This window comes from Vibrio sp. TBV020 (assembly GCF_046056895.1).
In the GTDB taxonomy this organism is placed as follows: Bacteria; Pseudomonadota; Gammaproteobacteria; order Enterobacterales; family Vibrionaceae; genus Vibrio.
Window position 1 is genome coordinate 1,637,531 of sequence record NZ_JBEEAQ010000001.1, and the last position, 12,206, is coordinate 1,649,736.

General features: G+C 43.2%; 11 protein-coding genes and 1 pseudogene. 7 read left to right on the forward strand and 5 right to left on the reverse strand.

The genetic code is table 11. The features are described 5' to 3' along the window. Nucleotides 1-54 precede the first annotated feature (54 nt). Nucleotides 55-1,233 (reverse strand): glyceraldehyde-3-phosphate dehydrogenase, encoded by a 1,179-nt coding sequence (locus AAFX28_RS07130; protein WP_408686767.1) that lies wholly within the window; start codon nucleotides 1,231-1,233, stop codon nucleotides 55-57. A 74-nt stretch (nucleotides 1,234-1,307) separates the two neighbouring features. Beyond that, nucleotides 1,308-1,709: a hypothetical protein gene (locus AAFX28_RS07135; RefSeq protein WP_408686768.1), complete on the reverse strand. Its 402-nt coding sequence runs from the start codon at nucleotides 1,707-1,709 to the stop codon at nucleotides 1,308-1,310. Between the two features lie 185 nt (nucleotides 1,710-1,894). Here AAFX28_RS07135 and AAFX28_RS07140 point away from each other — a divergent pair, with 185 nt between their 5' ends. Together AAFX28_RS07140 and AAFX28_RS07145 are read left to right on the forward strand one after the other, a co-directional pair. After that, entirely contained in the window at nucleotides 1,895-2,800 is a 906-nt protein-coding gene (locus AAFX28_RS07140) for a LysR substrate-binding domain-containing protein (protein ID WP_408686769.1), read from the forward strand. A gap of 89 nt (nucleotides 2,801-2,889) precedes the next feature. Continuing rightward, on the forward strand, nucleotides 2,890-3,759 hold the full coding sequence (locus tag AAFX28_RS07145; protein ID WP_408686770.1) for a LysR family transcriptional regulator: 870 nt from the start codon (nucleotides 2,890-2,892) through the stop codon (nucleotides 3,757-3,759). Between the two features lie 33 nt (nucleotides 3,760-3,792). Here AAFX28_RS07145 and AAFX28_RS07150 read toward each other — a convergent pair whose 3' ends face one another. Next, nucleotides 3,793-4,569 (reverse strand): siderophore-interacting protein, encoded by a 777-nt coding sequence (locus AAFX28_RS07150; protein WP_408686834.1) that lies wholly within the window; start codon nucleotides 4,567-4,569, stop codon nucleotides 3,793-3,795. Between the two features lie 91 nt (nucleotides 4,570-4,660). Further along, on the reverse strand, nucleotides 4,661-5,245 hold the full coding sequence (locus AAFX28_RS07155) for a LysE family translocator (protein ID WP_408686771.1): 585 nt from the start codon (nucleotides 5,243-5,245) through the stop codon (nucleotides 4,661-4,663). A 146-nt stretch (nucleotides 5,246-5,391) separates the two neighbouring features. On the opposite strand from AAFX28_RS07155, the gene AAFX28_RS07160 reads away from it, so the two are divergent. The 4 genes from AAFX28_RS07160 (at nucleotide 5,392) to AAFX28_RS07175 (ending at nucleotide 10,515) form a co-directional block, all read left to right on the forward strand. Then, on the forward strand, nucleotides 5,392-5,832 hold the full coding sequence (locus AAFX28_RS07160; RefSeq protein ID WP_408686772.1) for an Lrp/AsnC family transcriptional regulator: 441 nt from the start codon (nucleotides 5,392-5,394) through the stop codon (nucleotides 5,830-5,832). A gap of 207 nt (nucleotides 5,833-6,039) precedes the next feature. Further along, the gene (locus tag AAFX28_RS07165; RefSeq protein WP_408686773.1) at nucleotides 6,040-7,017 is read left to right on the forward strand and encodes a porin; all 978 of its coding nucleotides are present in this window, start codon (nucleotides 6,040-6,042) and stop codon (nucleotides 7,015-7,017) included. Nucleotides 7,018-7,319: 302 nt separating this feature from the next. Continuing rightward, nucleotides 7,320-8,948, forward strand: coding sequence for a methyl-accepting chemotaxis protein (locus AAFX28_RS07170; protein WP_408686774.1), 1,629 nt, complete (start codon nucleotides 7,320-7,322; stop codon nucleotides 8,946-8,948). Nucleotides 8,949-9,471: 523 nt separating this feature from the next. Then, nucleotides 9,472-10,515: a GMP reductase gene (locus AAFX28_RS07175; protein ID WP_408686775.1), complete on the forward strand. Its 1,044-nt coding sequence runs from the start codon at nucleotides 9,472-9,474 to the stop codon at nucleotides 10,513-10,515. Nucleotides 10,516-10,637: 122 nt separating this feature from the next. On the opposite strand, the pseudogene AAFX28_RS07180 reads toward AAFX28_RS07175, so the two are convergent. After that, nucleotides 10,638-11,579: pseudogene (locus tag AAFX28_RS07180) on the reverse strand (tyrosine-type recombinase/integrase); the annotation flags it as partial. Here AAFX28_RS07180 and AAFX28_RS07185 point away from each other — a divergent pair. Continuing rightward, nucleotides 11,576-12,175, forward strand: a complete 600-nt coding sequence (locus AAFX28_RS07185; protein WP_408686835.1) for a DUF5666 domain-containing protein — start codon at nucleotides 11,576-11,578, stop codon at nucleotides 12,173-12,175. The pseudogene AAFX28_RS07180 and the gene AAFX28_RS07185 overlap by 4 nt on opposite strands. Nucleotides 12,176-12,206 lie beyond the last annotated feature (31 nt).

Genomic DNA, 12,206 nt, shown 5'->3' on the forward strand with positions numbered 1-12,206 from the left:
GCTGTGATTTTACCTGTTTGAAGTGTGAATGCTAGAGAGAATGCGGGATTGGGATTAAATACCTGCACCTACTTGAAAATAAAGGGCAGTGTCTTCTTCACTAAAGGCGATATCAATACCAGAAGTCAAACCATAGCGCCTTGCAATCAGGTAACGAAAACCAACGCCATAAGAATAATGTGAATCTTGATCGAACATGTCTGAAGTCGAATCCCCAGCATAACCAAATCCACCAAATACGTTTGTTGACCAACGCGGAGTCCACTGCTTGCTAACTTGTGATTCGATGGAAAGTGTGGCTTCCCCTTGATAACGGTTTCTTGCAATACCTCTAAGCTCAATATCAGGATAATACTGTGGTGACAGAAAACGTTCGTCGGTCGATAGCGTCTTATAGTGACCGCGTAACGCCATATTCCAAGTATCGGCAAGCGACCAGTAATTTATACCTTCAAGGTTAAAGGTTTGATAGGTGTAGTCACTACCAATTGCGTCACCAAACCACATATACTCCGCGGTGTAGTTATAACCTTCAGTCGGATTGAGGAAACTGTTCTTACTATCGAACTCAGCAACAAGTCCTAACCCCGAAGATGTGGGAGAGGTATTGGCAATTCTCGATATGATCTCGTTTGCTCTTGGGTAATTATTGATGCTGATATCTGGCGCAAAATATTGTTGAGAAACGCCTAAAAACCAATTGCTATTAGGTAGACGCCATTGCAGTTTTTGAATACCGCCACCACCTGTCATACCAAGTTCAACACCTTGTCCGGGAGCGAGCGATTCTAATGCTTTAGGAGAGCTTTGGCGGTAAAAGGTAATGTTGATATCTCCATAACCTAAACCGCCTAAATAGCGAATTGAGTCTTTATTCCACGTACGTCGGTGGGCGATAAAACCCATCCAAGTACCATTCTCAGTTGCGAATCCACCTACGGCAGTAATCGCTGGTGTGAGAAGTTGCGCGCCCCCATCTAGAGATTTAGCCGCTAGTTGTTTGCGCTTCTCTCGTTGTTTATCGGACTCATGCAGGAAGATACCAGTAAAACCGCCACCATAACCTACAGCGGGCTCTGTAATGAGAATAGGGACAGGTAAGAAGCCATAGGCATTCTCTGCTAAGTACTCACCCATGTCCAATTGGCCATCGATAGCGTCAAAAAAGCTAACCGCATGAGTGGTCGATGCAAAGAAAGTGCTTGCTAGCGCAGCTGTGATCAGAGGTTTCATGACGTTCCATGTCTTTGAAATGTTGAAGATTATTAAAGCTCAGATTTGATTACAGTGCAATTAGAGAGACTGAATTAGCGAGTGTACTCGGCATCAACACTGATAAACCAATGTTGGACAGTGCCATCTTCTCGCTCTACCCAAAGGTCATTGTCAAAGTGCTTGATGCGACCTTTTACCGTCAACGAGAGTTTGTTTTCGTCGGTGGTTTCAAATTGAATGAACGGGTCTGATGTAATTAGAAACGGTTCGGCATCCTTTACGTCGCCATTGCTATCGATTAGGAAGAAATGATTCAGCTTTCCATCTTGTGGTTTGGTTGAAACGGCTTTGTAGCCAACAAGTTGAAAGCCATTACCAATCGGTTTACTCAATATTTCACTGCTGAGTCTTACGTGTGTTGGGATAAACACCCATGCTAACAACATAGAGATTGCTGAAATAATCGCACCAATAGATAGTGTTAATTTAGACATAGTTAAAACTAGAAAAACGAAACAGAGCGTTACTCTAGCATAAAGTAGAGAAATGAGCGTATTCTTGATGTGTGTTGAGGCTTTTGCTGTGCTGTTAGGTTTACTTTTAACCACAGCTTAAAGTTCTTCAATCTATTTTTGTAGAACGTGAGTCCAATAACTAAAGCAATTAGGGTGAGGGAACTTTGAAAAATCGCTTTGATCTCAACTTGTATCACTTTTTATCTCTACTCCATCGTTATCGTTCTCAGATGAAAGTTTGTCATGACCTAGACATCAGCCGTGCCACATTCAATCGCCATCTTGCTGATTGTCGTGAAGGGTTAGGAGATGAATTGTTTGTGGTTGCGAAAGGGGTTTATACACCCACATTATTTACTAATCAGTTGATAGAGTATATTGAACAGCCACTAGAGCAATTAGAGCAAGTCCAACATGCAGCGAAACGCTTCGAAGGGGCCGAATCGCAGTTAGAGTTTATGTTTTATGTTGTGAACCCATTAAGTAGACTTATCACATTGCCACTTACCAACGGCTTAAACACTCAATTATCCACTCCCAAAATTTCTTTTGTTGATTGGTCGCTCGATGGTGTTGAATTTCCGAAGCCAGAAACACTTGCCGTAGGGGTGACTGGCTATCCAAATCAGTTCAATGAGCAATTGTTGGAGCGCAAAGTAGGGTCGGTAGGCCTATATGTCTACATTCATAAAGACCATAGCTTGGCTAATTATTCGAAAATAGAACTAAAGGATTTAGTCGGTTTTAAAACCGTGCGAATCTCAATGGGAGCGTTCGACAGCAACACCTATTACGAGCGAATACGTAAAAGTGCAGGTGTTTCGCTTGATCAAACTCTGACAGTGGCGTCTTTTGGTAGCGCATTAGATTGCGTAGCTGATGGAACGTATCTACTAGTTTGTTTCGACGTAGGCAAAGAATTACCACAGGATGTGATTAAAATTCCGCTTTATCTCGATGGAGAGCGAATGAGCTACGATGTTGGGATTCACTATCATAGAGTCAACTACCAACACCCAGTGATGAATACCATTGAAAAACTCATACGCGAAGCCCTTAGTTCACTATAAAGCGCGTCGTGCTTTAACTTAATGGAGAATCTATTGCATATTTGCAATAATTGGCGCTAAACAAGCTTTAAGTATTACGCGAGTGAAATATGGCAAATTGGGAAGGGGTAAGTGAATTTGTTGGTGTCGCAGAGACTCAATCCTTCACCTCAGCGGCGAAAAAGCTAGATACATCTGTCGCACAAATCAGTCGTCGAGTATCTGCTTTGGAAGAAAGATTAGCGGTGAAGCTGTTCAATCGAACAACTCGCAAAGTGTCACTCACAGAAGCAGGGCAGTTGTATTACCAACAATGTAAGCACTTAGTTGAAGGCCTCGAGCTCGCAGAGCTGGCTGTCACTCAAATGCAGTCCACTCCTAAAGGTCTATTAAAAGTCACTGCTCCTGTCACCTATGGTGAGCAGCATTTGGCACCATTGCTCCATCAATTCTTGGAATTGTATCCACAGGTGAACCTCGATTTGATGCTCACAAACCAAAAGCTCGATCTTATAGAGCTAGGGGTTGATGTCGCAATTCGCCTAGGTCGTTTACAGGATTCGAGCTTAATCGCCAAACGCCTCTCTACACGTCAGCTTTATGTGTGCGCTAGCCCAGAATATCTCGACCGATTTGGTGAGCCTCATACATTATCTGAATTAAGCAATCACCAATGCCTTGTCGGGTCTATCGAATATTGGCGCTTTAGAGATGATAAGGGTGAGAAATCGTTAAGAGTCTCGGGGCGAATCCATTGTAATTCTGGTTATGCTTTGTTGGATGCCGCTAAACGTGGCTTAGGTTTAGCTCAATTACCCGATCACTACGTCCAAGACGCATTAGATTCAGGAGAGCTGGTGGAGGTCTTAACAGAGTATCGCGATGAAAGAGAAGGTATTTGGGCCTTGTATCCTCAAAACCGAAACCTATCTCCAAAGGTTAGGCTATTGATTGATTTTTTAGCTGAAAAGCTCGGCTAACGATAAGGGGGAAGCTCCCCCTTAATTAAACAATTACGCTTCGTTTTCTTCTGCGTCTTGTCGTTTGATTACCTTGTGACCATCTTCAGCAACACCCTGTTTCCAATAACTACTGATATAAATGTTGTCACGTTCGACTTGTTTTTCATTTCTAAAGTACTGACGAAGTCCGCGCATCGAATCAAATTCACATGCACACCATATCGACGCTGAACCTTCTAGCCAAGTTAACTGGCGAGCGTACTCGGTAAGATCATCTTGCTCAAAAATCCAATGAACCGAAAAGCCTTCGGGAGCATCAATTGGTTGGATGTCTTCTTGTGCGATAACTTTAATGATCGCATAACCTTTTGCGTCACGAGGTAAACGCTTAATTTTGGCTGATAGGGCTGGAAGAGCAGTCATATCAGCTGTCATAAAGAACCAATCTGCTTCAGTCTTCATGTCTTGAATTGTACCTGGACCTGCGATAGAAATTGTATCGCCTTTTCCAGCGTTCATAGCCCATCGAGCGGCGAAGCCACATTGCAAATCATGAGTAATATGGCGAACGAAATCGACTTCAATTGAGCCAGCCTTCTCATCAAACTTTCTGATTGTGTACGTGCGCATAACCGGTCTGTCGTCAGGGCTCATAGAAGAAAGGTCTGTCGAGCCTGAAGGAGTAAACAGTAATTTTATGTAACCCCCTTCGCAGTTTGCCGGGAATTCGCGTAGGGAGTCGGACTGGAATGTAATACGTAGCATGTTTGGTGTAACAGCTTGTGTTGACTCAACAATAACTTGCTTTGGTGATGGCTTTTTCATGATACAACTCGATAATTGTTCTTGTTCGCATTTAGATTAACAATAGAAACTTGAAATGAATAGCATCTTTAAACAAATTTACATTCCTGACCTATTAGATCATTGGTAATGTCGAGCCAACTAATAATGCTGCCATTGAGATATTGAACGCACGAACGCGGAATGAACTTGTTAACCAGCGTTGTAATTCTCTACCTGCGAGAATCCAAAACGTGCCGGATGGGTAGTTCACGAGCAAAAAGGTGAGTGAGATAATGATTAACTCGAACCAACCACCACCATTACTGTATAAGGTGACTGAACTAAGAGCCATTGACCACCCCTTTGGGTTGACCCATTGAAAGCTCGCAGCACCGATAAAGCTCATTGGCTGAAAATCTTCGACATCTTTAGCACGTCCACTTAATGCAATTTTCGCTGCTAAATAGGCCAAATAACCCAAGCTTACGTATTTAAGCACAGTATGGGTGATCGGATACGCAGTGAAGACCGAAGATAGGCCCAAGCCCACAACCAGAACCATAAATGCGAATCCAAACGCTACACCACTCATGTGAGGAAGCGTCCTCATATAGCCGACATTTGCTCCAGAAGTCATTAACATTAAATTATTTGGACCGGGGGTAAATGTAGAGACGAAAGCAAAGATCACAAGAGCACTAAGCTGTTCAAATTCCATAGTTGTTTCCTTAATTAGACGAGAGGCGCAAGATTATTGCGTGAAAGCATTTGTATTAACCGGTCACATGTATAGTAGGTGGAAATATGAGCAATTATGTGCTTTTATTCGGACTGGTTTAGAGAATAATGCAATAAAGGTGTGATATGGATAGGTTCGACGAAAGAATCTTGCAAGAGCTTAAAATAGACGGAAGAATATCCAATGTAGAGCTATCTGAACTGATTGGTTTATCTGCTTCAGCAACGTTAAGGCGTGTACAAGAACTCGAAAAGAGTGGAGTGATCAAAGGCTATCGTGTGCTGACTGACAATACTCAGTTAGGTGTAGGATTCATTGCTTATGTATCTATTGGGTTAGCAAGTCACCGCAAGCAATCTCAGTTGGAGTTTGAAGAGCATGTCCGATTTGTAAAAGAAGTCGTTGAATGCCACAACATTACTGGTGCAAATGAGTATCTCTTGCGTGTTGAAACTACTGATTTACCTAGCTATAAAAAATTCCACGCGGATGTTTTGGGTGAGTGCGTCCATGTTCAATCAATCACAACAATGGTGGTGATGGATTCACCCAAAGATGAACGCTAGCTTTTAACTATTCCCTTTACACTAAAGGTGTGTCAGTAGTGTTAATGGTAATTTAAATAAATACAATGACTTACTGTCATATTATATAAATATAATCGCCACTTAATCGTAATGGATTAGCAATCAAATCTTCATCTCAGACCTCTAATTTATCTCGCAACACATAGTTCGAGCATAGAAGCTCATTATAAATGCAAGGTAAATAAGATGAAAAAAGCAGTGGTAGCGTCTGCAGTATTTGCAGCACTAGTATCAGGTTCTTCACTAGCAGCGACAGTTTACAAATCAGATGGCACAGAGTTGAAAGTCGGCGGTCGCGTAGAGTTCCGCGGTGACTTCATTGGTACTTCAAAAGGTGTTGAAATTGAAGGCACGATGGATGACAGCACTCGTGCTCGTTTCAACCTTAAGGGTAAATCAGAAATTACAGATGGCATGTCTGCATTCGGTGTTTACGAAGGTGAACAAGATACAGGCGGCGACACTGGTTTCGAAAACCGTTACATGTACGCAGGCTTAGACTTTGATGGTCATGCAATCTCTGTGGGTCGTCAAGATATGGCGTCTGTAATCGTATCGGACATGACGGATGTTACAGAGTTCTCAGGCATCCAACAGACCATTGACTCTGCAAGTGACAAAGAAGACAGCGTTATTGCTTATCGTGGCGGCTTTGACTCAATCCAGCTTGAAGCGGCTTATCAAGCGAAATCAGCAAAAGATTCAGATGGTTACAGTCTGGCGGGTATGTACTCAGCACCATTTGGCTTAGATGTTGGTCTTGCATTCTCTGGGGCAGATAGTGGTGATCTATCTGACTCACAAGTTCTTTTCGGCCTGGGCTTCTCGCTAGATAGCCTATACCTTGCGGGTACTTACTCTCAAGGTGATAACGAGATTGATGAAGGCAAAGGTAGTGAGTTTACGGCTTACGAGCTAGTTGCTCAGTATAAGTTCACTAAGCAATTCTCTGCAGCTGCACTGTACACGTACCAAGAGAACGAATTGTCTGGCACTAAAGCTGACGCAACTGACGGTATTGAGCTTGTGGGTTACTACAAATTTAACAGCAACTTCCGTACTTATGTTTCTTACTACCTGAATAGCCTTGATGAAGTGAAAGTAGGAAACTTAGTAACACAAGGTGAAGACACACTCCGTTTAGGTGCGCGTTACGACTTCTAAAAAGAACTGCCTGAATTCGGTCAAGCATACCTATGACCGTTTAGTTCTATACCCTTGGCCAAGCATTGCTTGGCCTTTTTTTGTTTTGAATCAATGTATGACTCATCTGTATAATTTATAAATTGGTTGCATATGATGTCTAAGGCATATTTGATTACGCAAACGGTTAGTGAAAAATATCTCGATTTATTAAGAGGTTGTTTACCCTGTTAATCATTTTTTTATGTTAGACTCCGCGCCCTTTATGTTATGGGAAGATTCCCAGATCAAGGATGAAACCAAAAACTTGATTGAGAAAAATAATGCAATTATCGCTTAAAAACTTGTCTATTCGCACGCAGGTTCTAGTGCCTGTTCTTTTTACCACTTTCGCTTTGTTCATCGCGTTATGGATTACTAAGAGTAACCTTGAAGCAGAACAGGAAATCATCAACTCCAACACAGACTCATTAGTGTTTTATAAAGACAAACTTGCACATATCGATGACCAAGTTTATCCATTGAGAATTAGTGCGGTTTACGCTATCTACGATGCATCACGTCGTGATGTCTTTCTAAATGAATTAAAGACAGGGCTTGCCCAAATCCAAAAAGATCTCGACATGATGGCGGAGCGCAAAACGTTTCGTGAAGATGTAAACGGCGTCCGCAGAGCTATCGAGAACTACATCCAGTTTTCAAATCGAGCGGTAGAGATGTTCTCACGTCGTGATCAAGGTACTGTAAGTGAACAGGAGTATCGTAATTTCATTAACCAATACCGAGAGTCGGGTAGTGAAATGATCGCAAGCATCAATGAACTTTCAGCGAAGGTGAATGATTTTGCTTCTGCTGCAATGGATAGTAGTGCTGAACAAAACGCGAAAGTACAAAACTTAGCAATGGTTCTTGTTCTTTCCGTTCTAGCGGTATCACTATTTGTTGCTTGGGTACTATCGGGCATGATTGTGACACCAATACTGCGCTTACAAGAAGTGATGCGAAAAATTGCCCAAGGCGACTTATCTGTGCGTGCAGATGTAGATGGTGACAACGAAATTACTCATTTGAGTGAAGACGTGAATCAAACTGCTGAAAAACTTCATGGTACTGTACAAGAGTTAGCACGCATCAGCGAAGAGGTCGCTTCTGCATCAACAGAACTAGCTGCAGTAATGACTCAAGCTCAGGCGAATGCACAGCAGGAATTGGCTGAGATTGAACAAGTGGCATCCGCTGTTAATGAACTCTCAAGCACTGCGGACAATGTAAGCGGTAATGCGCAACTTGCAGATTCAACAGCACGTGAAGCGGATCAATTAGCCAAGTCGGGCTTAGATATCTTCGAAGAGAGCAACCAAGCAAGCGCTCAAATGGGCGATGCGCTGAACGAAGCGGCGAACGTAGTATTGACTTTGAAAGAACAGTCAGAGCAGATCAACGACGTTATTGAAGTGATCCGTGGTGTTTCTGAACAAACTAATCTATTGGCGTTGAACGCAGCGATTGAAGCGGCTCGTGCCGGCGAATCTGGTCGCGGTTTCGCTGTTGTTGCAGATGAAGTACGTATGCTTGCTGCTCGAACTCAGGAGTCGACTGGTGAGATTCAAGCAATTATTGAAGAACTGCAAAAGCAATCAGGCCTTGCCAACGATAGTATGCAGTTAAGCTTAGAAATGTTGGCAAAAAACAATGAGCTTGCACTACAGGCTAATAGTGCATTACAAGGCATTACTGAGTCGGTAACCAATATTAACGATGCTAATACTCAAGTAGCAACAGCAGCTGAGCAGCAATCGCAAGTGACACAGGACATTAATCGCAACGTTGTGAACATGTCTGAACTCGTAAACCAAAACGTTTCAGGTATCTGTCAAAGCGCTAGCGCAAGTAACGAACTTTCGTCATTGGCTGAAAAGCAAAAAGCACAATTGTCTTTCTTCAAACTGTAAAACCATAACCAAAATAAATGGCAGGAGTCGGAAACGGCTTCTGCTTTTTTGTATCTTGATAAGTATGGAAGGGAGTGAAGATCAGAAAAGTACGTTCTGAATACTCAAAATTGAACCGGAAAACACATATTTTTATTTCGATTGGGAGAGCTAAACCGAAAATTTTTTCGCATATTTTGTAGTTTTAAGGGATTTATTAGAGTGTTTGGTCAATATATTTACAACCGACAAACGAAAAGGATTGCGCAAACGTTTTACAAGAGGGTGTTTAAGTCGTTGTTTTTAATGGTAAAGCATTGAAAGTAGAAAGAGTTGCGGTGGGCTAGGTATGCAACTTAACCGAACTGTATCACAAAAAAAATGAAAATATCAGTCTTGCGAGAAATAAATCCCGACCTATAATGCTGAAAACCGGAGCGTCTGCCAACGCTCCGGTTTTTTTGTGTCCGAAACTCAGTAAAGCGTCTGTCAACGCTTACCGAAAACGCACCGACACGTAAATTTGTTTACAGGAAAATTTATCATGCGTATCGAACAAGAACTTAAGTTAGGCTTTAAAGATGTACTATTCCGCCCGAAGCGTTCTACTCTAAAAAGTCGTTCTCAAGTTGAATTAACCCGCGATTTTACATTCAAGCATAGCGGCCGTCAATGGTCTGGCACTCCTGTAATTGCAGCGAACATGGATTCGGTAGCAAGCTTTGAAATGGCGGCAGCGCTAGCAGAGCACAATGTAATGACAGCGGTACACAAGCACTACACAGTAGAGCAGTGGGCTGACTTCGTTAAGAACGCTGACAAAAACACGCTGAATAACGTTTTCGTATCGACAGGCACTTCTGACGCTGAGTTCGAAAAAACTAAGCAAATCATGGCTCTATCTGAAGAGCTAATCTTCATCTGTATCGATATTGCGAACGGTTACTCTGAGCACCTAGTTGAGTATGTAGAAAAAGTTCGTGCAGAATTCCCGAACAAAGTTATCTCTGCAGGTAACGTTGTGACTGGCGACATGTGTGAAGAGCTAATCCTAGCGGGCGCAGATATCGTTAAAGTAGGTATCGGCCCAGGTTCTGTATGTACAACACGTGTAAAAACTGGTGTTGGCTACCCACAACTTTCTGCAATCATCGAATGTGGTGATGCTGCACACGGCCTAGGTGGTATGATTATCGGTGACGGTGGCTGTTCATGTGCGGGTGACGTTGCTAAAGCATTTGGCGGCGGCGCAGACTTCGTAATGCTAGGTGGTATGTTAGCAGGTCACGAAGAGTCAGGCGGCGAAGTGATTGAGAAAGATGGCGAGAAGTTCATGAAGTTCTACGGCATGTCTTCACAGTCTGCAATGGACAAGCACTCAGGTGGTGTTGCTAAGTACCGTGCAGCTGAAGGTAAAACCGTACTTCTACCATTCCGTGGCAGCGTTCACGGCACTATCTCTGACATCCTTGGTGGTGTACGTTCAACTTGTACATACGTAGGCGCAGCAAAGCTTAAAGAGCTAACTAAGCGTACGACGTTCATCCGCGTACAAGAGCAAGAGAACAACGTATTCGGTAAAGAGTAATCAGACGATTATTCGGAAAATACGAATTATTGAGGGCTGCATTTTGCGGCTCTTTTTTTTCTGAAAATTGCCAAGTGGCGGCAAAGTGGCGACAGCCATCGAAAAAATTCTTGTGGCGACAACTACAAGTTAGCGAGTGGGTTGTGAGTGATAGCTTCCGATAGGTGATCTGGGGCGAAGTGGGCATAGCGCATTGTCATACTAATATCGGCATGACCAAGGATATCTCGCAGCACAAGAATATTCCCACCGTTCATCATAAAGTGGCTGGCAAATGAATGGCGCAGAACATGCGAAGCCTGGCCAGAGGGTAGGGTAGTGCCGAGTTTATTTTTAAGGATGTAGCAAAAGGGTGTGTAGCACTCTTCAAACAACTTACTTGAGGTCGGCTTATAGATCTCATGATAAAGGTCTTCAGAGATAGGTACAGAGCGATTCTTCTTAGTTTTAGTGTTGGTATAGGTGACTTTATACTTGGTGAGCTGGGAGCCGTTAAGTTGCGCTGCCTCGTTCCAACGTGCACCAGTGGCAAGGCAAAGCTTAACTATCTTGAGCATATCCTCTCTAGTGTGCAAGGCGACTAATTCCAATAGCAGGGCAATTTGCTCTTTATGTAAGAAAGCCATACTGCGCTCGTGATCTTTAAAGGGCTTCACATCCTCAATTGGGTTGGGGAGTTTCCATTCTCCCAGTTCCTTAAGCTTACCGAAAACAGCTTTAAATCTAGCGAGCTCAGAATTCAGCGTAGCGATGCTCGGTGCCCCTTTTTGCCATCGGTCATCAACAAAGCTAATTTGCCCATGCATGCGCTGACTGCGAAAATCCGAATACAACCTAGCGTTGAGAAGGGTAGCGAGCGGGTTACCCATAGCATCACACATCTTTTGCAGCTTGCTATAAATAACGGCTCCGTTAGCGAGCGTGGCGCCATAGCGCGTAAACCAAATGTCTATAAGCTCTGTTAACCTTCTATGATCAGGCTTAGCGCCCTCCCAAGGCTTGTCTTCAACCTCCCGCATGACAAAGCGCTCGTAGGCGGCAGCCTCACCTTTGGTGGCGAATTTACAACCGCGTTGATGGCCTCGAGGTCGGTCAGTGGGTTGAAGCAGAAGGTTCAATGCAAGGCGACGTGTTTGTTGCTACCGAAGTAGAAGTAGAAAACTACGGCAATCTCGTTGGAGACAATGATGTAGAAGGCATCGTGACATGGGTTGCGAACGATTATAGCCAATTCTCACTTAACTTCCGTGGTAACTTCGCGGTCGACAACGCAACACGTTTTGAAGATGGCACTAAAGCGGATCTTAAACAAGGTCAACAAGTTGAAGTGACATCGGTAATGAAAAACGGCGTTCGCACAGCGACAAATATTGAAATCGATGGTCCTGATTTTGATGGCGACTACGATAGTCACTGGCAAGGTAAAGCGTTTGAATGTGAAGGTTTCATATCCAACTACGATGTCAATTCTCAGACTTTCCAAGTAAGCCACTGTGAAAATAACGCTGACCAAGCCATCTCGAATAACACGGTTGTGATTGACGCACAAACTCGTTTTGAAGGTTTAAGTCGATATAACCTAAATGGTTCTCGAGTTGAAGTTGAAGGTGTGATCATCAATAACCAAAACATCGCACGTGAAGTAGAAGCCGAGAAATAAAATCAATAATCAACCTCCATTCATATTGATA